Below are 20,805 nucleotides of genomic sequence, written 5' to 3'. Positions count from 1 at the left end.
TTGACGATTAATCCATCTGCCATCTAACAGTATTTTTCTTGTGCACACGAGGAGCGAAAATGTCTGATAGCGCCACGCGCAAAACTACCGAACGCAAGCGCGGTTCCGGCGTACAGTTTGTCTACGACGTATTGCGGGACGAAATTCTGGATCTCGCGCTGGCTCCGGGAAGCCCCATCGATGAGATCCAGTTGGCCAAGCGCCTGTCGATGTCGCGCACGCCGATCCGCGAGGCCCTCGTGCGTCTGGCCGGTGACGGGCTGGTGACCACGCTGCCAAACCGCTCCACCGTCGTCGCCAATATCGACTTTCTCAACCTGCACACATTCTTTGACGCCATCACGCTGATGTATCGCGTGACCACGCGGCTGGCGGCGCTGCACTACCAGCCCGAAGACCTGGTCACGATCCGCGCCCGCCAGGCGGAGTTCGCCAAGGCGGTGGAAGATCAGGATGCGCTGGCGATGATCGCCACCAATCGTGAATTTCACGCAGCCATCGCTGCGGCCGGGCGCAACCCTTATTATGAGAGCCTGTTCCTGCGCCTGCTTGACGAGGGACGGCGACTTCTGCGGCTCTATTACTCGTCTTTCAACGACCGGCTGCCGCAGCGCTATGTCATCGAACACGAGGACATGATCGCCGCAATCGAAGCCCGCGACGTGGAAACGGCCGACACGCTGGCGAGCGAGCATGCCGATCAGATCGTTGCGCAGATCCGCAACATGATCGCCCGGGATCATCGTCAGCAAATCGCGCTTTAGGCCAATGTCGGCGTCCTTTGTCCGGGACGCTGGCCTGTCAAATGCATGTCTGTTTTCCCTGTGCCTCAATGTCTGGGGCGGGGGAAGCACATTGCCTAAAATTTGTGTCGACAAAAAAAATACAAGTGATATTTTCCTCTTGATCCAATCTGGAATCAGGTGCGGACGGATGTCGTGCGCCGCGCGAAACCATGCATTCGAAGGAGACGAGCATGAGCAACGATATTTTCACGGGCTGCATTCCCGCGCTGATGACCCCGTGCAAGGACGACCGGACGCCGGATTTCGACGCGCTGGTGCGCAAGGGCAAAGAGCTGATCGCGGCAGGCATGCGCGGCGTTGTCTATTGCGGGTCCATGGGTGACTGGCCGCTTCTGACGGATGAGGAGCGCATGGAGGGCGTGGCGCGTCTGGTCGAGGCTGGCGTTCCCGTGATTGTCGGCACCGGTGCGGTCAACACCGCCAAGGCAGTGGAGCATGCGGCGCATGCGGCCAAGGTGGGTGCTCATGGTCTGATGGTCATCCCGCGTGTCCTGTCGCGCGGCAATTCGCCCGCAGCACAGCGCAACCACTTCAAGGCCATTCTCGCGGCTGCGCCCGACCTGCCGGCGGTCATCTACAACAGCCCGTATTATGGCTTCGCCACCCGTGCCGACCTGTTCTTCGCGCTGCGCGCCGAGCATCCCAATCTGGTTGGCTTCAAGGAATTCGGTGGCGCTGCCGATCTGCGTTACGCGGCCGAGAACATCACCAGCGGTGACGAGACGATCAAGCTCATGATCGGCGTCGACACGACTGTCGTTCATGGTTTCGTCAATTGCGGCGCCAGCGGCGCGATCACCGGCATCGGAAATGTGCTGCCGAAGGAAGTGCTGCATCTGGTTGCGCTCAGCCAGGCTGCCGCTGCCGGCGACGCCGATGCGCGCCAGCGGGCCGCCGAGCTGGATGCGGCGCTGGCCGTTCTCTCTTCCTTCGACGAGGGGCCGGATCTTGTTCTCTACTACAAGCACATGATGGTGCTGAACGGCGACAAGGAATACACCCTGCATTTCAACGAGACGGACGAGCTCTCCGACAGCCAGCGCGGCTATGCCGAGGCGCAGTATCGCCTGTTCCGCGAATGGTATGCGGAGTGGAGCAAGCTGCCCGGCGCGGTGACCAAATACGCCGCCTGAGGCCTGTGACGACAAATAAAGCCCTCCCGGCTGGTTCCGGGAGGGCTTTTTCATTTTCGATGGAATGAAGGCTGCCCTAAGGGGTTAGACCGCCTCCAGCCCCTGTTCGCGCAGCCGCTCCAGCAGCGCCATCTCGTCTGCACTGAGGCGAATGCCTTCCGCGCGGGCCTTTGCCCTGGCCGCGAAACGGCGCTGCGATGGCAGGCGTGCGCCCTGTCCGGCAAACGCTTCGAACAGCACCTCGGCGCGCGCCATCGGGTCGCCTGCGCGTCCCTGTGCGAAGCGGGCGGGATCGAAGGCGAGGATCAGTTCGCCATGGGCGGGCGCGAGTGTGGTGGTGCCCAGCGCTTCCAGCGCCTCGGGGCTGGTCAGGTCGCCGATCATCACGCCGGCCAGCAGCTCGACCATGGTTGAGATGGCCGAACCCTTGTGCCCGCCGAAGGGCAGCATCGCACCGGCAAGTGCTGCTTCCGGGTCGGTGGTCGGGTTGCCGTCCGGATCGATGGCCCAGCCCTCGGGCAGGGTTTTGCCGGCGCGTCGATGCAGCTCGATCTCACCGCGCGCGGCGACGCTGGTGGCGAAGTCGAACACATAGGGATCTTTGTCGCGGCGCGGCCAGCCGAAGGCAAACGGGTTGGTTCCCAGAAGCGGAGCGCTGCCGCCGGCGGGTGCGACGCTGGCATAGCTCGGGCACATGGCCATAGCGGCAAGGCCCTGTTCGGCCAGCGCCTCGACCTCCGGCCAGAGGGCCGCAAAATGCGTGCAGTCGTTGATGACGAGCGCGGCCAGCCCCATCGTGCGGGCTTTCTCCGCCAGCACCGGCGCGCCAAGCTCGAACGCGGCATTGGCGAAGCCGCCGCGCGCATCAACGCGAACAATTGCGGTCCCGTCGCTGGTCAGCGCCGGCTCGGCATCCGGCACGACCTTGCCGGCCTTGATGGTGCGCAGGCAGCCCTCGATGCGATAGACGCCATGCGATTTGCAGGCGTCGCGTTCACCCGCCACGATCACGCGCGTAACCGCCCCCGCATGAAGCGGTGACAGCCCTCCCTTGCGCAGGATCTCCTCGACGAGCTGTTCCAGTTCGCCGATGGCCAGCGTTGTTTCCGTCATAAAATGTCCTTTCCTCCGGTTGCTGGGTTGCAATCCTGTATACATATTGTATGCAGAAAGAGGCGGATGCAAGCCATGCAGCAGCAAAGACCTGCGGCTTTCCGACACCCTCGCGATGGACTGAAACCCACAGCAAGAAGGAGGGGACTCATGCCCTTCAAACCTCACGGCAAACACCTGATTGCAGGTGAATGGATCGCTGGCAGCGACACGTTCGAATCATCGCCCGCGCACGGTCCCAGCCATCACTATTCGGTGGGCACCGTCGATCTCGTGGATCGCGCGGTTCAGGCTGCCGAGCAGGCGTTCGAGACCTATTCGGCGACCTCGCGCGAACAGCGCGCCGTCTTCCTAGAGACCATTGCTGACGAGATCGATGCGCGTGGCGCAGACATCACCGAAATCGGAACGCAGGAGACGGGTCTGCCCGCCGGTCGGCTCGAAGGAGAGCGCGGACGCACGGTCGGCCAGCTTCGCCTGTTCGCCGATCACATCCGCAAGGGTGACTATCTGGACCGCCGGCATGATGCGGCTCTTCCCGATCGCCAGCCCGCTCCGCGCCCGGAACTGGTGATGGTGCAGCGCCCGATCGGGCCGGTCGCGGTGTTCGGCGCATCGAATTTCCCGCTCGCCTTCTCGACCGCCGGTGGCGACACGGCCGCCGCGCTGGCCGCAGGCTGCCCGGTCGTGGTGAAGGGTCATTCGGCGCATCCCGGCACCGGCGAGATCGTCGCCGAGGCGATCCTTGCGGCCGTTGAAAAATGCGGCATGCCCGCCGGCGTCTTCTCGCTCATCCAGGGCGGCGACCGCAAGGTTGGCGCCGCGCTTGTGCAGCACCCGCTGATCAAGGCAGTTGGCTTCACCGGCAGCCTTGCCGGCGGACGCGCCCTGTTCGATCTGTGCGCCGCGCGGCCCGAGCCGATCCCCTTCTTTGGCGAGCTTGGTTCGGTCAATCCGATGTTCGTGATGCCGGAGGCGCTTCAGGCGCGCGGCGAGGAAATCGGACGCGGCTGGGCCGGGTCGCTGACCATGGGGGCAGGGCAGTTCTGCACCAATCCCGGCATCGCTCTTGTCATTGATGGTGAAGCTGCCGACCGTTTTATCGCGGCCGCCGCCGATGGGCTGAAGCAGATCGACGCGCAGGTGATGCTGACGGACGGCATCGCGCAGGCCTTCTGCTCTGGCCGTGACCAGATCGCGCAAAGCAGCGCCGCGCGCCCGGTCATGGTGACCGAGGCCGAGGGGCGCAGCGCTTCGCCGGCTCTCTATGAAACCACGGCGGCGGAGTTCCTCGAGAATCCGATGCTCCATCACGAAGTGTTCGGCCCGCTCGGCCTCGTCGTGCGTGCGGCTTCGGCTGAGGAGTTCGAGGCCATCGCGCGCGGTCTGGAGGGACAGCTCACGGCGACGCTGCATATCGACGAAGCCGACATCAAGGCTGCACAGGCGCTGCGTCCGATCCTTGAACGCAAGGCCGGCCGCCTGCTGGTCAATGGCTTCCCGACCGGTGTGGAAGTTTCCGACACGATGGTGCATGGCGGGCCTTATCCGGCCAGCACCAATTTCGGAGCGACCAGTGTCGGCACGCTGTCGATCCGGCGTTTCCTGCGGCCTGTCTGCTACCAGAACATGCCTGAAGCGCTGCTGCCGGAAGACGCGCGCGGCTGACCGCACTGCGGTTCAGGGAGCTTGGCTCCAATTGTCCTTGAAGGGGCGCGGTGTGCATCATGGATGCGCGCCGCGCCTTTTCTTTTTTGGGTTCAACCGGTTCCGCCGGCTTTCGGAACAGGGTGCGCGCGCCTTCAAAAATTTAATTATTTTTTTTGTCGACATAGAGAATTGAGTTTGTATAAATTTTGAGTGCATCCATAGCCGGCTTTGGTTGGATGCCACCAAGAACGTCAAAGGAGGAGTTGATATGTTTCTTGATCTCAAAGGCCTGGCCTTTGCCGGAGCAGTGGCGCTGGCCGCCACGGCCGCACAGGCGCAGGACGTAACCTGGCGCGTTCCGACCTCGGTGCCCGAAGGCTCTCCCTTCTATGTGAATTTCCTTGAGCGCTTTGCCGACAATGTCGATCGCCTGACGGATGGCGCTGTCGAGATCCAGCCGTTTGGCGCGGGCATTCTCGTCCCGGCGCTGCAGGTCTATGACGGTGTGAAGGACGGCATTGTCGAGGCCGGCCACTCCACGCCGAGCTACCTCGTCAACCAGAACCCGGTGAATGCGATCTTCGCAGGTTTTCCGGGCGGCATGGGCCCCGAAGCCTATTCCACCTGGATCTTCGAAGGCGGTGGCCGTGAGAAGCTTTCCGAACTGCGCGCCGAAGAAGGCCTGAAGTCGCTGGTCGTCGGTATCGGTTCGTCCGAGATCATGGCGCACGCCAACAAGCCGATCAAAAGCGCTGCAGACCTCAAGGGCCTGAAATACCGCACATCCGGCCCCTGGGCCGAGGTGATGCGCGACTATTTCGGCGCTGTCCCGACCGTTGTGCCGCCGGGTGAAATCTATACGCTTCTGGAGCGCAAGGGCGTCGACGCCATTGAGTGGGGTCCGCCCTCGGGCAATCTGCCGGAAGGGTTCCATGAGGCCGCGCCGTATATTGTCGTGCCGGGCGTGCATCAGCCGACCTTCCTGTGGGAAGTGGTCGTCAAGCAGGAGACCTGGGACGCACTCGACGATGCCCTCAAGGCAAAGATCGAAGCTGCATCCGAGCTGACCACGATGCAGTCGCTGATCCATTTCTATGATCAGGACATGAAGGCGATGGAGACGCTTCGCTCCAGCAAGGCCGAGGTGATCGAGCTGGAACCTGCCTTCCAGCAGGAACTCTCCGATGCCGGGCGCGACTGGATCCGCAAGACCGCCGAAGCGCAGAAGGCCGACGGCAAGCCGCTCATGGCCGAGATCCTCGACGAGTACTTCGCCTATGAGAATCGCTGGGCGGAGCAGAGCGGCTATCTGATCCGCAACGGCAACTAGACGCGGGGAGGCGATCATGAAGAGCTTCCTGCTCTCCGTCGCAGACCGGATTTCCCTCGGGTTGAACTACATCGCGCAGGCGATGGTGCTGATCCTGATCGCCTCCATGCTTTATGAGGTGGTGGCGCGCTATGTGTTTGGCGCGCCGACGCTCTGGGCCTTCGATATCGCTTACATGAGCACGGGCGTGCTCTTCGTTCTCGGAGCGGCGCAGGCGCTGCGCGAAGACGCCCATGTGCGCATCGACTTCCTGTCGTCGCGCATGCCGGTGCGGGTGCGTGGCGCTATCGACGGTTTTGCCTTTCTTGCGGTGCTCTGCCCGGTCTTCACATGGCTGGCGCTGATCGCCGGCCAGCGTGCGCTGCGCGCCTGGCAGACCGGAGAGGTGGAGCATGTCAGCCCGTGGGCGCCGCTGATGTGGCCATTCTACAGCGCTCTGGCGATCGGCCTTGCCGCGCTGGCGCTGCAACTTGTCGCCGAGGGGCTGCGGGCGTTGACCGCACCGCGCAGCGACGACAGTTTCAAGATCGAGACCTGACATGCTGATTGCAGGACTTATGTTTCCGGCGCTGTTCGCGCTGATCCTGTTGGGCTTGCCCATCGCCTTTTCCCTGATCGTCGTGGCAGTCGGGGCAGGGCTTGCGGCCTTCGGCGAGGTGGCTTTCAACCAGCTTTACGGCTCGTTCTATTCCGCCTCGACGAATTTCATCCTGTCGGCGATCCCGATGTTCATTCTCATGGGCGCGCTGCTGGAGCGTTCGGGCATCGCCGAACGCCTGTTCCGTGTCATGAACCTGTGGCTTGCCCGCCTGCCGGGTGGACTGGCGCTGGCGACCGTCGCCATGGGCGCGATCTTTGCTGCTGCCGCCGGCGTTGTCGGCGCGGTCGAGGTGATGATCGGCATGATGGCGATCCCGGCAATGCAACGGGCGCGCTACGGCAATTCGCTGATCGCAGGCACGATCTGCGCCGGCGGCTCGCTGGGGACGATGATCCCGCCCTCCGTCATTGCCGTGATGTACGCTTCGCTCGCGCAGATGTCGGTGGGCAAGCTGCTCGCCGGCATGATGGTGCCCGGACTTTTGATGGTGGTCCTGTTCCTGGGCTACATCTTCATCCATGGCCTCATCAATCCGCCGCAGCCAGAGCCCGGTGATCCGGAAGAGGAAACGGTCGCGCTCGGAGAAAAGCTGTGGCTGACGGTCACGGTCATGCTGCCGGTGGTGCTTTTGATCCTTGCCGTTCTGGGATCGATCCTGGCCGGCATCGCGTCGCCGACCGAGGCAGCCGCAGTGGGTGCTGCCGGCGCATTGGCCCTTTGTGTTCTCAATGGGCGTTTCTCCGTGCCGATGCTGCGCGACGCGCTTGCGATCACGGTGCGGATTTCGGCGATGATCCTGCTGATCGTTGCAGCCGGCACGATGTTCATGGGAGCGTTCGCGGCCAATGGCGGCGCTCGGCTGATCCGCGAGTTCATCGACAGCGCCGGGCTTGGCCCGACAGGAATGATCATCTTCTTCCTGCTGGTGGTCTTCGTCCTTGGCTTCGTTCTGGACTGGACCGCGAACGTGCTGATCTGCGTGCCGCTTTTCACGCCCTTCATCCGTGCGGCCGGTATTGATCCGGTGTGGTTTGCGACGCTGGTGCTGATCGTCATCCAGACCGGATATCTGACGCCACCCATGGCATCGTCGATCTTCTACCTGAAATCGATCGCGCCGCCGGGCATGACCTATGGCCAGATGTGCCGTGGCGTTCTGCCCTTTATCGCCCTGCAGGTTCTGACCCTGCTGCTGGTCGCTTCCTTCCCCGCGCTCGCCACATGGCTTCCCGACAGGATCGTGGGCTTCTGAGAAACAATGGAAAATTTTTTTCTGTCGGCAATAAATATGCAAATTGTATTTTTGTAGGTTTTGTGATTGCCTGCACTGGTTTCAGCCGCGCTGCGTGCCGGCCGGCTGAAACTCAAAAACCTGGGAGAGAGACATGAACTTCAAGATTATCGCTGGCGGCCTGATGGCTGCCGCCATGGTTGCCGGCCCGGCTAAGGCCGACAAGCTGGATGACATCATCGCCTCCGGCACGCTGCGCTGTGCGGTGGTGCTGGACTTCCCGCCCATGGGCTCGCGCGATGAGAACAACGAGCCGATTGGCTTCGACGTCGACTATTGCAACGACCTTGCCAAGGCGCTGGGCGTTGAAGCCGAGATCGTCGAAACCCCGTTCCCCGACCGCATTCCCGCACTCGTTTCGGGCCGTGCGGATGTGGGTGTCGCCTCGACGTCCGACACGCTTGAGCGCGCCAAGACGGCGGGCTTCACCATTCCCTACTTCGCCTTCACCAATGTTGTCCTGACCCGCGATGGCACCGAGATCGACGGTTATGAATCGCTCAAGGGCCGCACCGTCGGATCGGTTGCCGGCACCTATGAGGCCATCGCGCTGGAAGAGGACATCAAGAAGTGGGGTGAGGGCGGCAGCTTCCGTCCCTACCAGTCGCAGGCCGATGTGTTCCTCGCGCTGTCGCAGGGCCAGATCGACGCCACTGTCGTGACCTCCACGGTTGCCTCCTCCATCGTGGAGAGCGGCCGCTATGAGGGCCTGACCATTGGCGGCGACGCGCCTTACCTGCCCGACTACGTGTCGCTGATCACGCTGCGCAGCGAATACGGCCTGCTGAACTATCTCGACCTGTTCATCAACCAGCAGGTGCGCACGGGCCGTTACGCTGAACTCTACGACAAGTGGGTCGGCAGCGAAGCACCGGACCTGACGGTCAACAAGGTCTACCGCTGATCCGGGAAGGGGGGCTTTGCGCCCCCCGCCCAATACGGACACAAAGCGGAGCGCAGGATGTTCGACTACACCTTTCAATGGCGGCAGGCCTTTCGTGCCCTGCCGCAGATGCTGGACGGTGCGCTTGTAACGATGCAGATCGCGGTTCTGTCGATGGTGATCGGCATAACCATCGCGGTGCTTCTGGCGGTGGCGCGCAACTCCGGTTCAAAATGGCTGCAATGGCCGGCCATGGCCTGGGTCGAGGTGGCGCGCAACACGCCCGCCCTGTTTCAGATCTACATGGCGCATTTCGGCCTCGGTTCCTTCGGTATCTATCTCAGCCCCTTCGTCGCGCTTTTGGCCGGCATCACCTTCAACAATGCCGGATATCTGTGCGAGACCTTTCGCGGCGCGCTGCGGGCGATCCCCGGCACGCAGGTGCGCGCGGGCCGCTCGCTCGGCATGGGGCAGGCCAAGGCGTTTCGCCTGATCGTGATGCCGCAGATGTTTCGCATCGCGTTTCTGCCGACCACCAACCAGATGGTCTGGGCGATCCTCATGACCTCGCTCGGTGTGACCGTCGGCATGAGCACCGATCTGACCGGTGTGACGCAGGATCTCAACGCACGCACCTTCCGCACCTTCGAGCTCTTCGCTCTGGCGGCCGTGCTTTACTACTGCATCGCCAAGGCCGTGATGTTCGCAGCGCGGCTCGTCGCCTGGCGCCTGTTCCGGTATTGAGGAGGAAAGGCGATGTTTGAAACCTCTCTGAGCTTCAACGACATTCTGTTCCTGATCAGGGGCGCAGGCGTCACGCTGTCGATCACCATTCTGGCGGTGGTCGGGGGCACGCTTCTGGGCCTTCTGTTCGGTGTCCTTCGAAGCCATGTGAGCCCGTGGCTCACCTTGCCGCTGGTCTTCGTGCTCGACATTTTCCGCTCGGTCCCGCTGCTTATCCAGCTGATCCTCGCAAACGCCTTTCAGGCCATTGCGGGACTGCAACTCTCGCCCTTCGTCACCTCCTGCGTGGTGCTGGCGCTCTACACCTCGGCCTATTGCACCGAGATCGTGCGTGGCGCGATCGATGCAGTGCCGGTGGTGACGCGCCGGGCGGCGCGTTCGCTGGGGCTGAGCTGGGGACAGGACATGACGCAGATCGTCTTCCCGATGGCGCTGCGCGTGGCCCTGCCAAGCTGGATCGGTCTCACCCTGGGGGTGATGAAGGACAGCGCCCTGGTTCTGTGGCTCGGCATCATCGAATTGCTGCGCGCCAGCCAGATCCTCGTAACGCGCCTGCAGGAGCCCATGTTCATCCTGCTCATTACCGGCGCTATCTATTTCGCCCTGAGTTTTCCCATCGCCCGCCTGGGAGGCCGGCTGGAGAAAAGGTGGCAAGAGAATGATTGAGATTGAAAACGTTCACAAATCCTTCGGCGCGCTGGAGGTTCTGAAAGGCATCAACCTGACCGTCGACAAGGGCGAGGTGGTGTCGGTGATTGGCGGTTCCGGTTCCGGCAAGTCGACGCTGCTGACCTGCATCAACGGGCTGGAGCCCATCGACAGCGGGCGCATCCTCGTTGACGGCACGGAGGTGCACGCGAAGACAACGGACCTGAACCTCTTACGCCGCAAGATCGGCATCGTGTTCCAGCAGTTCAACGCGTTCCCGCATCTCACGGTTCTGGAAAACGTCACGCTCGCGCCGCGCAAGGTGAAGGGCATGTCGCGCCGCGATGCCGAGGAGATCGCCGTTCAGCAGTTGAGCCATGTCGGCCTCGCCGACAAGCTGAAGGTCTATCCCAACCGGCTCTCGGGCGGGCAGCAGCAGCGCATGGCAATCGCCCGTGCGCTGGCCATGTCGCCCGACTACATGCTGTTTGACGAAGTGACCTCCGCGCTCGACCCCCAGCTTGTGGGTGAAGTGCTGGACACGCTGAAAATGTTGGCAGACGATGGCATGACCATGATCTGTGTGACCCACGAGATGAGCTTTGCTCGCGACGTGTCGAACCGGGTCGCGTTCTTCCACAAGGGCGTCATGGCCGAGATCGGCCCGCCCGAGCAAATTTTCGGTGATGCGCAGCATGAAGAGACACGCAATTTCCTTTCGAGTGTACGTTGAATGAGCCGGCCTGAGGTTGTTGTTGTCGGGGCCGGGGTCATCGGCCTTTCGGTTGCACTGGCGGCGCAGGCGCGCGGCCTGAAGGTTCAGGTGATCGACCGTGAAGGGCCGGCGGCGGGTGCGTCCGCCGGCAATGCCGGGGCATTCGCCTTTCCCGACATCCTGCCTCTGGCCTCACCGAGGATCATTCGCCAGGCCCCGAAATGGCTGCTCGATCCGCTCGGGCCGCTGAGCATCCGGCCGGGATATGCGCTGCGCATCGCGCCCTGGATGCTGCGTTTCTGGCGGGCGAGCTGGCCGGCACAGGTGCGCGCCTCCATCGTCGCGCAGACGGCGATGATGCGCCGCGCGCAGGAAACGCTCGATCCTTTCCTTGAGCGGGCTGGCCTGACCGGCATGCTGCGCCGCGAGGGGCAGTTGCAGGTCTATGAAGGCGCGCGCGAGTTTCGCGCTTCGCTGTCCGGCTGGCAGGCGCGCGAGGCCGCGGGCATTGCTTTCCGTCATCTTGAGGGCGACGAGATCGCCGAATATCAGCCGGGGCTCTCGCCGCGCTTCACTCACGCCACCTTCACGCCGGGCTGGGCGACCATAGACGATCCGAAGGATTACACGCTGGCGCTGGCCGAGCGGTTTCGCGCCGATGGCGGCGAGATCGAGATTGCCCAAGCGCAGGCATTGATACCGGGTGGCGTGCGCACCACCGCCGGTGACCGGATGGGCCTTGTCGTTCTGGCAGCCGGCGCATTCTCGCATCGCCTGGCGCGCACCGCCGGGGTGCGCATCCCGCTGGAGACGGAACGCGGTTACAACACCACCTTTCCCGGCGGTGGGTTCGACCTGCGCATGCACATCACCTTCGGCGGACATGGCTTCGTGATTTCGCGCCTGCGCTCGGGCCTGCGCGTCGGTGGCGCGGTGGAGCTTGGCGGGCTCGACCTGCCGCCAAACTATGCGCGCGCCGAAGCGATGCTGAAAAAGGCGTCCGCGTTCCTGCCGGGTCTGGACATTTCCGGCGGCAGGCAGTGGATGGGCTTCCGGCCCTCGCTGCCCGACACGCTGCCGGCCATCGGCCCGCTGCCGGGCCGTCCGGATGTGATCTGCGCTTTCGGTCACGGTCATCTGGGGCTGACCCAGTCGATCGGCACGGCCGATATCGTGGCCGATCTTTTGACGGGGCAGGAGCCCGGCATCGACATTGCGCCATTCTCGCCGGCGCGTTTTACGAGGTAGACATGACCCAGTACACTTTTCCCTGCATCGACGGCCACACCTGCGGCAATCCGGTTCGTCTGGTGACAGGGGGCGCGCCGATGCTGCGTGGCGCGACCATGCTGGAAAAACGTGCGCATTTCCTGGCCGAATATGACTGGATCCGCACCGGCCTGATGTTCGAGCCGCGCGGGCATGACCAGATGTCCGGCGCGATCCTCTATCCGCCGACACGCGAGGATTGCGACGTGGCGGTTCTCTTCATCGAGACGTCGGGCTGCCTGCCCATGTGCGGGCATGGCACCATCGGCACGGTCACCATCGCGCTGGAGAACGGCCTGATCCGTCCGCAGACGCCGGGCGAACTGCGGCTGGAAACGCCGGCTGGCCGCGTTGATGTCACCTATCGCCAGGAAGGCCGCTTCATCGAGGAAGTGCGGCTGACCAATGTGCCCGCCTTCCTTTATGCCGAAGGGCTTTCCGCCGAGGTGGAAGGGCTTGGCGAGATCGTCGTTGACGTTGCCTATGGCGGCAATTTCTACGCCATTGTCGAGCCGCAAAAGAATTTTCGCGACATGGCCGACTTCACTGCCTCCGAGCTGATCGGCCTGAGCCCGAAACTGCGTGCGGCGCTCAATGCGAAATATGAGTTCGTTCACCCCGAGCATCCGGCGATCAACGGTCTGAGCCACATTCTGTGGACTGGCGCGCCGCGCGATCCCGAGGCCCATGCGCGCAATGCGGTCTTCTATGGCGACAAGGCCATCGACCGTTCGCCCTGTGGCACCGGCACGTCGGCCCGCATGGCGCAGCTCGCCGCAAAGGGCAAGCTCAGGCCCGGCGATGATTTCGTGCATGAAAGCATCATCGGTTCGCTGTTTCGCGGTTGTGTCGAGCGGGCGACGCAGGTGGCCGACCGCGCGGCAATCGTGCCATCGATCGCCGGCTGGGCGCGGGTGACCGGCTTCAACACTCTTTTCATCGACGATCGCGACCCGTTCGCGCACGGCTTTGTTGTTACCTGATCGGCGCGAACCAATGGGAAAGCTCATTCTGTCTGCCGTTGCCGAGGGGCCGGTGCTCGCCTTCTCCGAGGGCCTGAGCTTCTGGGGCGGGGTCGATCCGGCCACTGGCCGTGTGATCGACGCGCATCATCCGCTGTGCGGCGAGACCATTGCCGGCAAGGTGGTGCTCATGCCGACGAGCCGTGGCTCGTGCACCGGCAGCGGCGTGCTGCTGGAACTCGCGCTCAATGGCCACGCGCCGGCAGCGCTGGTCTTCCGCGAGGCGGAGGACATTCTGACACTCGGCGCGCTGATTGCCGCGCGCATGTTCGACAGGCCGCTTTCCGTGGCGCGGCTGGGGCCGGCGGACTACGACGCCCTTGCCGCCGCACCATTTGCGCGGATCGACGCAGATCGCATTGAGGCCGGCGCGCTGTCGGTGCCGTTGAAACCTCTCGACGGCGCCGATCTTGTGTTGGGCGACGACGACCGGGAGATGCTCTCCGGCGGGCAGGGCGCTGCAGCACAGCTGGCCATGGAGATGATCTGCACCATGGCCGCGAGCCAGGGCGCGGAAGGGCTGGTGGATGTCACGCGCGGCCATATCGATGGCTGCATCTATGCCAGCCCCGCAAATCTGCGATTTGCCGAGGCGATGGTGAAGCTTGGCGCGCGGGTGCGCATTCCCACCACGATGAACGCGATTTCCGTCGATTTCGCAAACTGGCGCGCGCAGGGCGTTTCGCCCGATTTCGGACAACCGGCGGCGCGTCTGGCGCAGGCCTATGTCGACATGGGCGCACGCCCCAGCTTCACCTGTGCGCCCTATCTTCTGCCGGAAGCGCCGGGTGAGGGCGAGGCCATCGCATGGGCCGAATCCAACGCGGTGATCTATGCCAACAGTGTTCTGGGCGCACGCACGGTCAAACACCCCGATTTTCTCGATCTGTGCATTGCGCTGACCGGTCGCGCCCCGCTTTCCGGCGTTTATCTCGACGACAACCGCGCCCCGCGCCGCGTGATCCATGTGGATGTGCCCCATGGATATGACGATGCGCTCTGGCCCTTGCTTGGCTGGCTGGCCGGGCGGCTTTCGCCGGACCGCATTCCACTCCTCACGGGGCTGGAGAGCACCAACCCGTCCGAAGACGATTTGAAGGCGCTGTGCGCCGCGTTCGGCACGACCTCGGCCGCACCCATGCTGCATGTGGCTGGCGTCACGCCTGAGGCGGACGGACCTGTGGCGGCGGATGCCGACAGCGCGCGTATCGGCTCCGCCGATCTGGCCGGTGCGTGGCAGACCTTCAATGCCGGCGGCGAGCAGGTCGATCTGGTGGCCTTTGGCAGTCCGCATTTTTCGTTTGCCGAGTGCGCGGCGCTGGCGCAGCTTCTCGATGGCCATGTCTGCCACGCCGACACGGCGGCGATTGTCACGCTGGGGCGTGATGCGCTGGCGCAGGCCAGAGAGGCGGGTGTCGTCGCCCGGCTTGAAGCCTCGGGCGTGCAGGTGGTGGCGGATCTGTGCTGGTGTTCGATCTCCGAGCCGGTTTTCCCGCCGAAGACCCGCACGCTGATGACCAATTCCGGAAAATACGCCCATTACGCGCCCGGCCTTTCCGGGCGCAGCGTCCGGTTCGGCTCTCTGCGCGACTGCGCAGAAGCTGCGGTGAGTGGTCGGGCGCGCACGGCGCTTCCCGACTGGCTCGCCTGACACTTTATGCAAAGGAGACGATGAGATGCGCAGCAGCAAGACGGTTCACGTCATTTCCGCCCATGCCGAGGGCGAGGTGGGTGACGTGATCGTGGGCGGCGTCACGCCACCGCCGGGCGACACGCTGTGGGAACAGAGCCGGTGGATCGCGCGGGACGAGACGCTGCGCAATTTCGTTCTGAACGAGCCGCGGGGAGGCGTCTTTCGCCATGTGAACCTGCTTGTGCCGCCGAAAGACCCGCGTGCCGACGCTGCCTTCATCATCATGGAGCCGGAAGACACGCCGCCCATGTCCGGCTCGAACTCAATCTGCGTTTCCACGGTGCTGCTCGATGGCGGCATTCTGCCGATGACCGAGCCGGTCACCGAGCTGGTGCTTGAAGCGCCGGGTGGTCTGGTCCGGGTGCGGGCCGAGTGCGCCAATGGCAAGGCGCAGCGCATTTTCGTGCAGAACCTGCCGAGCTTTGCCGCGCGGCTTGATGCGCCGCTGGAAGTGGAAGGCCTTGGCACGCTCAGCGTGGACACGGCCTATGGCGGCGACAGTTTCGTTTTCGTGGATGCACAGGCGCTCGGCTTTTCGTTGAAGCCCGACGAGGCGCATGATCTGGCGCGGCTTGGTGTGAAGATCACCGCCGCCGCCAATGAGGCGCTGGGGTTCCATCATCCGGAAAACCCGGACTGGCGGCATATCTCGTTCTGCCTTTTTGCCGGCCCTGTCGAGCGCGATGCGGATGGTCTGCGCGCAGGTGCTGCGGTGGCGATCCGTCCCGGCAAGATCGACCGTTCCCCAACCGGCACCGCGCTCAGCGCCCGCATGGCGGTTCTGGCGGCGCGTGGGCAAATGGGGCCACAGGACCGGCTGACGGCGGTTTCGCTGATCGGCTCGACCTTTACCGGCCGCATTCTCGGCGAGACCCGTCTGGGCGACGTGCCGGCCATCCTGCCGGAAATTTCCGGGCGTGGCTGGGTCACGGGCATTCACCAGCACATGCTGGACCCCGACGACCCCTGGCCCGGCGGCTACCGCCTCTCCGACACCTGGGGCGCACGATAGGCCAACTCCTCGTGGGCCGTTTGAAGCGCCACGCAGACATGATGCATGGTGGAGTGCACCCGCGTGCCGAGGGGGAGCGTGTGCTGCATTGTGCCGCGGCTCTCCAAGACATGATTTCCTGATGCTGACAAACCCATGGCGACCCTCTATCCAGTCGCCATGGTTCGAATCCTGATGATCATTGCTACGGTGCTTTCGCTTTCCGCTGTGCTCTTTACGGCGCAGGCGCATGAGGCCGGCATGATCGGCGGGGCCGGTTACAGCGCACACTCTCAGCACGTGGAAGACATCTCATCATCGAAGGCTTCTTGCGGCGGCGAAGAGAATTATCAGGCCGACATCGGCCTGTGTGATTTCATCTGCGCCGGTGTGTCGGTGTTGCCATCGCTTGAGCGTATCGCGCTGAACGAAGCGACCCGGCGGGGGAAATATCTCCGTTCTCCAGACGAAACTCTGCCTTCAACGACACCTGGGTCGAATTACCGACCTCCCATATTGCGTCTCCTCTGAACACGCGGCGGGCCAGCCTGCCGCGATCCTTAGAAGCTTTGAATGGGACAGGTCGTCCCAAGGTGACGCATATGAAAACGTTTTCCAGACGCGGTTTTCTGACCGCAAGCGCAGCCATGCTTGCTGCATCCCAGTTTCCGACCCGGGCCCACGCCCAACAGGCGCCTTCTTTGGGGCTTTCTGCGGCCAGCCGCACGCTTGATATCAACGGACGCGCAGCCACGGTCTTCGGCCTTGCCGGTCCTGAAGGACAAGGCTTGACCCTTGATCCCGGCCAGCATTTCCGCGTGGATCTGACCAATGAGCTTGAGGTTCCGACTATTGTCCATTGGCACGGTCAGATTCCGCCGAATGCTCAGGACGGGGTGCCTGACATGCCGCAACCCCTGCTCACTCCCGGCGAAACACGCAGCTTTGATTTCGCGCCTCTACCTGGAACCCATTGGATGCACAGCCATGTGCCAATGCAGGAAATGCAGTTGCTTGCTGCGCCTTTGATCGTGCGCCGGCCGGAAGACGTGGCTGCAGACCGGCAAGAAGCGGTTCTCTTTCTGCATGATTTTTCCTTCAAGGCACCCGAAGAGGTGATGGAAGAAATCCTTCGTGGCCATGGTGGCAAGCACGGAAACGGCGACGCCGATGCAACGCCGGGTATGGACCACAGCGGAATGGATCATGGCGCGGGAGCCATGGGCGATATGTCTGACAATATGGGTTCGATGGATATGAGCGCCATGGACCTGAATGACTATGACTGGGATGCCTATCTCGCCAACGACCGCACCCTGTCCGATCCTGAAATTGTTCAGGTGGAAAAGGGCGGTCGCGTGCGGCTCCGCATCATCAATGGAGCATCTGCCACCGTTTTCTGGATCGACACGGGTGCGGTCGAGGGGCGGCTCGTTGCGGTGGATGGACATGAGGTGCAGCCGGTCGCGGGCTCCCGCTTCGGCGTGGCCATGGGCCAGCGGCTCGACATTGAAATCGATCTGCCGAATGAGGGCGGTGCGTGGCCTGTTCTCGCACGCAGAGAGGGCGCGCGCGAGCGCACCGGCATCGTGCTTGTAACATCGGGCGCCGCCGTCAAAAAGATAAGCTCTCTGGCGGAAACGGAGGCCCCTGCCTTCGATATCGATCTGGGACAGGAAGCCCGTCTGCGGGCCATCGACACATTGCCGGCCCGTGAGGCGGATCGCACCCATATGGTTATGCTTGGCGGTTCCATGCAGCCCTATGTCTGGACCATCGATGGCGCTACCTGGGGCAGGCATCGGCCGATACAGGCGACCAGCGGTCAACGAGTGGAACTAATGTTCCACAACATGTCGATGATGGGTCATCCGATGCATTTGCATGGTCATGCCTTCCAGGTTGTTGGCATCAACAACCGCCGCTTTGCGGGCGCGCGGCGCGATACGGTCTATGTGCCACCAATGTCCATGGTCACAGTGGCTCTGGATGCGGGGGAGGCCGCGAACTGGATGCTGCATTGCCATCACATGCCTCATCTCGAGTCGGGCATGATGACCGAGTTCAGGGTGACCGCGTGAGTGCCTCATGAACCGCACCCGGCGGGCCGTCAGCAAATGGTCGCCTGCCGGCTCCATAGCATGATGAAGCCTGCCACATATGGCGCAGCGGCTTCAGGTGGCGGCTGCCAGAGTGACGTTTCAACCTGATGGTTGATCGCGATAGCCACGGGGAGTGTCCCGTGGCTATTTTTAAAACAGGCGGCTCTGGATGAACCATTCGACCGGACACGCGATAAAGACGCATCCTGTCCGTGGCATGGCCCTGTCGTCGGTCCTGGCATTCAAATGAAGGACGTCCAATGAACAAGAGAAACACGGTCTTATTGGCGGTGCTCGCAGCCGGTGTCGGTGCCGCTACGATCTGGGGACGCGGCGATCCGGGCGGGTCCGCCACGACAACGTAAACGGTGGTGAACGTCACCCTCCCGGATACCTTTTCAGGGGCCGCGCTTATGGGGCAAAGGGCGTTCAACTCGACCTGCGCTGCCTGCCATGGGGCCAATGCCGCTGGAAGTGATGCCGGCCCGCCGCTGGTTCACCGAATTTATGAGCCATCACATCATGGAGACGAGGCGTTTGAACTCGCCGTCAAGAATGGTGTGCGGGCGCATCACTGGAAGTTTGGAAACACGCCTCTTCAGCCGGAGTTTACCGATGCCGATCTGAGCGCTGTAATTGCCTATGTGCGCGAGCTTCAGCGTGCAAACGGGATTGACTGGATCGAGCTGACGCATGACCTCTCGGGACCCGAACCAGCGCCGATGCGCCAATCTGTTCAGCTCATCCGGGTTCGAGCGGCAAACTGCCTGAGTTCGGGCATTCGCCAGGGACCGGGAGCGGAAGTTACATGAGATTCATGGTCGCTGCGGTGAGCGCCAGATATCGTCCAGTTTTAGCAATGGTGACAAGCACGAGGAACACAGACAGCGGCTCTTTCATTATTCCAGCGGCCAGCGTCAGTGGATCTCCGATGATCGGCATCCAGCTCAACAGCAGAGACCATCTTCCGTATCGACGATACCATCGCTGCGCACGCTGAAGCGCTTTTTCGGATACTGGAAACCATCGCTTGTCGCGGAACCGCTCGATGCTGCGTCCGAGCACCCAGTTAACGAACGATCCCGCCACATTGCCGAAGCTTGCCGCAGCCACCAGTGCCCAGACCGCGTGGGAATCGGTGAGTAGCAGGCCGACAAGAGCAGCCTCTGACTGCATCGGAAACAGAGTGGCCGCTGCAAAGGCGCTGAGGAACAGCCCCAGATAAACCGTAAGAATGCCCAAACGTCTCCCCAGAACCGCAAGTGATGGGATCCTGCGCCCACATGTGCGCGAGGTTCAGAGCCCAAGGGAATTCTGTTCCATAGCTCGTCAATATTGCTTGCTTGTTTGGAATGGTAGCGGAGGAGGGATTTGAACCTCCAATCCTTCTAAATCATTGATTTTCGCAATCAAATATCTGACATTCGCGTTCAGTGATCTTGTACGCTCGTACCGGGACCCGAAAAAACTGTCAAGTGATCGACCGCATGGCTCAACGATAACTGGCCGCCGAGATCATTCTCGCAAGGCTCATCGGCGGTTCCTGCTGCATCAAAAATGGTTCCTGAAAAACCGCATGACACTGGGATGGTTCCGCAAGGTAAGGTCAGCCGCCGTCAACACATCGTGCGATGGTAATCTGCACCAGCGGAAAATCTGGCCCAGTGAACTTCGTTGCGTCGGGCAACAGGGGGCACTGTTACGTCCTATATATGGGGAGCCAATCATTGCCGGTGGCATTTTGAGTCGTTCAGGATATCATTTGGCGGGTTGGGGCAGTGATAGACACCCTGTCGCGCTTGAAATTGCTTCAAGAAGAGGGGGCTGCCCGGATGTTTATAGACTATCTCACAAGTGAAGGGCTCGCTCTTCTCAATCATGCGCAGACAAGTTGGCAACTCCACCCATATTGCTATGATTGTAGGTAGGGGGGCATTCGCGCTTGACTGGAGAATTCGGAAAAGAAGAAGCTGAATGAAACGCTTTGGGGGTGGTGCGCGACGATGAGCGATGATCACAAATCAAATGAGAAATGGGCCCTCGCGCCGCGCTTTCGCTTGGTTCGGGTAGGCGGAAAACGTCGCGGAATACGTTTGGAAGAAGTCTATTGGGGGGCCCTTGATGAGCTTGCCGCTTCCAGAGACGAACCCCTTGGAGAGGTCATTGCCCAGTGTGAGGGCCGCTTAAATGAAGGTGCCAATCTTACTTCCGCCCTGCGTGTAGAAGCGGTAAAGTATCTGCGCAATGAACGCGACGCTATCCGGTCCGTTAGCGAACTGAACGCGGTAGAAAATCAGGTCCAAGCCTGCCCAACACCCTGCTTTGCGCTTTCGGATGATAAGCGTCTGATCGCACAAAATCCGGCATTCATTCATTTTGTGCAGACGCGGTTTCCGTTACACAAGGCTAATCAAGGCGTGCACTTATCCCTTGCTATGCCGTTTGCCGAACTGATCGATAGGCTGAAGGCCGAAGGAACTGGTTTGGCGACGGTTGGCTTCGTCATTGGGGTTGCCGGACAAACGGTCCGTGGGCAGCTCAACGCAATTTTGGCCCCCATGATAGACAGGGATGCTATCATCGCCTTTGTTTTACCCAATTGACGGCTGAGACCGTGAACGAAAATGAACACGATGACTGGTTCCCCGCAGCTGATCGTTGTATTGATGGAGGGGAGAGTGATTTATCTTAAAGTCTGTTCTGGACTTTGGTTTTATCGTTCATCGTCCACTCGGCTTTTGGCTTCATGGTCTAGTATCGGTGCGATCGAAGAATAATTGATATATAATATTATTTCACCTCATTAACCAAGTT

Annotated in this window: 20 protein-coding genes; 18 read left to right on the top strand and 2 right to left on the bottom strand. The window is 62.1% G+C overall.

The window, feature by feature from the left end; translation table 11 throughout:
• Positions 1-59 precede the first annotated feature (59 nt).
• Together DEJ54_RS00455 and DEJ54_RS00450 are read left to right on the top strand one after the other, a co-directional pair.
• On the top strand, positions 60-764 hold the full coding sequence (locus DEJ54_RS00455; protein ID WP_113152824.1) for a GntR family transcriptional regulator: 705 nt from the start codon (positions 60-62) through the stop codon (positions 762-764).
• A gap of 212 nt (positions 765-976) precedes the next feature.
• The gene (locus DEJ54_RS00450; RefSeq protein WP_113155991.1) at positions 977-1,939 is read left to right on the top strand and encodes a dihydrodipicolinate synthase family protein; all 963 of its coding nucleotides are present in this window, start codon (positions 977-979) and stop codon (positions 1,937-1,939) included.
• 84 nt (positions 1,940-2,023) lie between these two features.
• On the opposite strand, the gene DEJ54_RS00445 is transcribed toward DEJ54_RS00450, so the two are convergent.
• Positions 2,024-3,052 carry an Ldh family oxidoreductase gene (locus DEJ54_RS00445; protein WP_113152823.1) on the bottom strand — a complete coding sequence of 343 codons (1,029 nt, stop codon included), beginning with the start codon at positions 3,050-3,052 and terminating at the stop codon, positions 2,024-2,026.
• A gap of 150 nt (positions 3,053-3,202) precedes the next feature.
• Here DEJ54_RS00445 and DEJ54_RS00440 point away from each other — a divergent pair, with 150 nt between their 5' ends.
• The 15 genes from DEJ54_RS00440 to DEJ54_RS00370 all read left to right on the top strand — a co-directional run bounded on the left by DEJ54_RS00440 (position 3,203) and on the right by DEJ54_RS00370 (position 18,803).
• Entirely contained in the window at positions 3,203-4,720 is a 1,518-nt protein-coding gene (locus DEJ54_RS00440; protein ID WP_113152822.1) for an aldehyde dehydrogenase (NADP(+)), read from the top strand.
• A gap of 250 nt (positions 4,721-4,970) precedes the next feature.
• Positions 4,971-6,032 (top strand): TRAP transporter substrate-binding protein DctP, encoded by a 1,062-nt coding sequence (gene dctP / locus DEJ54_RS00435; protein ID WP_113152821.1) that lies wholly within the window; start codon positions 4,971-4,973, stop codon positions 6,030-6,032.
• A gap of 16 nt (positions 6,033-6,048) precedes the next feature.
• Positions 6,049-6,570, top strand: a complete 522-nt coding sequence (locus DEJ54_RS00430; protein WP_113152820.1) for a TRAP transporter small permease subunit — start codon at positions 6,049-6,051, stop codon at positions 6,568-6,570.
• Position 6,571: 1 nt separating this feature from the next.
• Entirely contained in the window at positions 6,572-7,885 is a 1,314-nt protein-coding gene (locus DEJ54_RS00425; RefSeq protein ID WP_113152819.1) for a TRAP transporter large permease subunit, read from the top strand.
• A gap of 133 nt (positions 7,886-8,018) precedes the next feature.
• Positions 8,019-8,828, top strand: coding sequence for a transporter substrate-binding domain-containing protein (locus tag DEJ54_RS00420; RefSeq protein WP_113152818.1), 810 nt, complete (start codon positions 8,019-8,021; stop codon positions 8,826-8,828).
• A gap of 57 nt (positions 8,829-8,885) precedes the next feature.
• Positions 8,886-9,551: an amino acid ABC transporter permease gene (locus tag DEJ54_RS00415; RefSeq protein ID WP_113152817.1), complete on the top strand. Its 666-nt coding sequence runs from the start codon at positions 8,886-8,888 to the stop codon at positions 9,549-9,551.
• 12 nt (positions 9,552-9,563) lie between these two features.
• A complete protein-coding gene (locus DEJ54_RS00410; RefSeq protein WP_113152816.1) occupies positions 9,564-10,217 on the top strand; it encodes an amino acid ABC transporter permease in 654 nt (217 codons plus the stop codon).
• Positions 10,210-10,932, top strand: coding sequence for an amino acid ABC transporter ATP-binding protein (locus DEJ54_RS00405; RefSeq protein WP_113152815.1), 723 nt, complete (start codon positions 10,210-10,212; stop codon positions 10,930-10,932). Before DEJ54_RS00410 ends, DEJ54_RS00405 begins: the two co-directional genes overlap by 8 nt.
• Positions 10,933-12,162, top strand: a complete 1,230-nt coding sequence (locus DEJ54_RS00400) for an FAD-binding oxidoreductase (RefSeq protein ID WP_113152814.1) — start codon at positions 10,933-10,935, stop codon at positions 12,160-12,162.
• A gap of 2 nt (positions 12,163-12,164) precedes the next feature.
• Positions 12,165-13,166, top strand: coding sequence for a 4-hydroxyproline epimerase (locus DEJ54_RS00395; RefSeq protein ID WP_113152813.1), 1,002 nt, complete (start codon positions 12,165-12,167; stop codon positions 13,164-13,166).
• Positions 13,167-13,179: 13 nt separating this feature from the next.
• Positions 13,180-14,856 carry an aconitase X gene (locus DEJ54_RS00390; protein ID WP_113152812.1) on the top strand — a complete coding sequence of 559 codons (1,677 nt, stop codon included), beginning with the start codon at positions 13,180-13,182 and terminating at the stop codon, positions 14,854-14,856.
• A 25-nt stretch (positions 14,857-14,881) separates the two neighbouring features.
• Positions 14,882-15,910: a proline racemase family protein gene (locus DEJ54_RS00385; protein ID WP_113152811.1), complete on the top strand. Its 1,029-nt coding sequence runs from the start codon at positions 14,882-14,884 to the stop codon at positions 15,908-15,910.
• 135 nt (positions 15,911-16,045) lie between these two features.
• Positions 16,046-16,420, top strand: a complete 375-nt coding sequence (locus DEJ54_RS00380) for a hypothetical protein (protein WP_113152810.1) — start codon at positions 16,046-16,048, stop codon at positions 16,418-16,420.
• A gap of 71 nt (positions 16,421-16,491) precedes the next feature.
• On the top strand, positions 16,492-17,970 hold the full coding sequence (locus tag DEJ54_RS00375) for a multicopper oxidase family protein (protein ID WP_113152809.1): 1,479 nt from the start codon (positions 16,492-16,494) through the stop codon (positions 17,968-17,970).
• Between the two features lie 392 nt (positions 17,971-18,362).
• The gene (locus DEJ54_RS00370; protein ID WP_245447643.1) at positions 18,363-18,803 is read left to right on the top strand and encodes a cytochrome c; all 441 of its coding nucleotides are present in this window, start codon (positions 18,363-18,365) and stop codon (positions 18,801-18,803) included.
• Here the strand turns inward: DEJ54_RS00370 and DEJ54_RS00365 are convergent.
• Positions 18,796-19,233 carry a YqaA family protein gene (locus DEJ54_RS00365; RefSeq protein ID WP_113152807.1) on the bottom strand — a complete coding sequence of 146 codons (438 nt, stop codon included), beginning with the start codon at positions 19,231-19,233 and terminating at the stop codon, positions 18,796-18,798. The two genes, DEJ54_RS00370 and DEJ54_RS00365, sit on opposite strands and share 8 nt — an antisense overlap.
• A gap of 761 nt (positions 19,234-19,994) precedes the next feature.
• Between DEJ54_RS00365 and DEJ54_RS00360 the strand changes: the two genes are divergently transcribed.
• On the top strand, positions 19,995-20,594 hold the full coding sequence (locus tag DEJ54_RS00360) for a ribbon-helix-helix domain-containing protein (protein ID WP_113152806.1): 600 nt from the start codon (positions 19,995-19,997) through the stop codon (positions 20,592-20,594).
• Positions 20,595-20,805 lie beyond the last annotated feature (211 nt).

It is taken from the genome of Nitratireductor sp. OM-1, assembly GCF_003296175.1.
In the GTDB taxonomy this organism is placed as follows: Bacteria; Pseudomonadota; Alphaproteobacteria; order Rhizobiales; family Rhizobiaceae; genus Nitratireductor; species Nitratireductor aquimarinus.
Note: the sequence above shows the minus strand (reverse complement) of the source record. Positions and strands in the feature narration are given on the sequence as shown.

What these genes read in the sequence shown, in the direction of transcription:
- DEJ54_RS00455 (WP_113152824.1), top strand. Translation starts at nt 60, where the DNA reads ATGTCTGATAGCGCCACGCGCAAAACTACCGAACGCAAGCGCGGTTCC.
- DEJ54_RS00450 (WP_113155991.1), top strand. Translation starts at nt 977, where the DNA reads ATGAGCAACGATATTTTCACGGGCTGCATTCCCGCGCTGATGACCCCG.
- DEJ54_RS00445 (WP_113152823.1), bottom strand. Translation starts at nt 3,052, where the DNA reads ATGACGGAAACAACGCTGGCCATCGGCGAACTGGAACAGCTCGTCGAG.
- DEJ54_RS00440 (WP_113152822.1), top strand. Translation starts at nt 3,203, where the DNA reads ATGCCCTTCAAACCTCACGGCAAACACCTGATTGCAGGTGAATGGATC.
- dctP (WP_113152821.1), top strand. Translation starts at nt 4,971, where the DNA reads ATGTTTCTTGATCTCAAAGGCCTGGCCTTTGCCGGAGCAGTGGCGCTG.
- DEJ54_RS00430 (WP_113152820.1), top strand. Translation starts at nt 6,049, where the DNA reads ATGAAGAGCTTCCTGCTCTCCGTCGCAGACCGGATTTCCCTCGGGTTG.
- DEJ54_RS00425 (WP_113152819.1), top strand. Translation starts at nt 6,572, where the DNA reads ATGCTGATTGCAGGACTTATGTTTCCGGCGCTGTTCGCGCTGATCCTG.
- DEJ54_RS00420 (WP_113152818.1), top strand. Translation starts at nt 8,019, where the DNA reads ATGAACTTCAAGATTATCGCTGGCGGCCTGATGGCTGCCGCCATGGTT.
- DEJ54_RS00415 (WP_113152817.1), top strand. Translation starts at nt 8,886, where the DNA reads ATGTTCGACTACACCTTTCAATGGCGGCAGGCCTTTCGTGCCCTGCCG.
- DEJ54_RS00410 (WP_113152816.1), top strand. Translation starts at nt 9,564, where the DNA reads ATGTTTGAAACCTCTCTGAGCTTCAACGACATTCTGTTCCTGATCAGG.
- DEJ54_RS00405 (WP_113152815.1), top strand. Translation starts at nt 10,210, where the DNA reads ATGATTGAGATTGAAAACGTTCACAAATCCTTCGGCGCGCTGGAGGTT.
- DEJ54_RS00400 (WP_113152814.1), top strand. Translation starts at nt 10,933, where the DNA reads ATGAGCCGGCCTGAGGTTGTTGTTGTCGGGGCCGGGGTCATCGGCCTT.
- DEJ54_RS00395 (WP_113152813.1), top strand. Translation starts at nt 12,165, where the DNA reads ATGACCCAGTACACTTTTCCCTGCATCGACGGCCACACCTGCGGCAAT.
- DEJ54_RS00390 (WP_113152812.1), top strand. Translation starts at nt 13,180, where the DNA reads ATGGGAAAGCTCATTCTGTCTGCCGTTGCCGAGGGGCCGGTGCTCGCC.
- DEJ54_RS00385 (WP_113152811.1), top strand. Translation starts at nt 14,882, where the DNA reads ATGCGCAGCAGCAAGACGGTTCACGTCATTTCCGCCCATGCCGAGGGC.
- DEJ54_RS00380 (WP_113152810.1), top strand. Translation starts at nt 16,046, where the DNA reads ATGGCGACCCTCTATCCAGTCGCCATGGTTCGAATCCTGATGATCATT.
- DEJ54_RS00375 (WP_113152809.1), top strand. Translation starts at nt 16,492, where the DNA reads ATGAAAACGTTTTCCAGACGCGGTTTTCTGACCGCAAGCGCAGCCATG.
- DEJ54_RS00360 (WP_113152806.1), top strand. Translation starts at nt 19,995, where the DNA reads ATGAGCGATGATCACAAATCAAATGAGAAATGGGCCCTCGCGCCGCGC.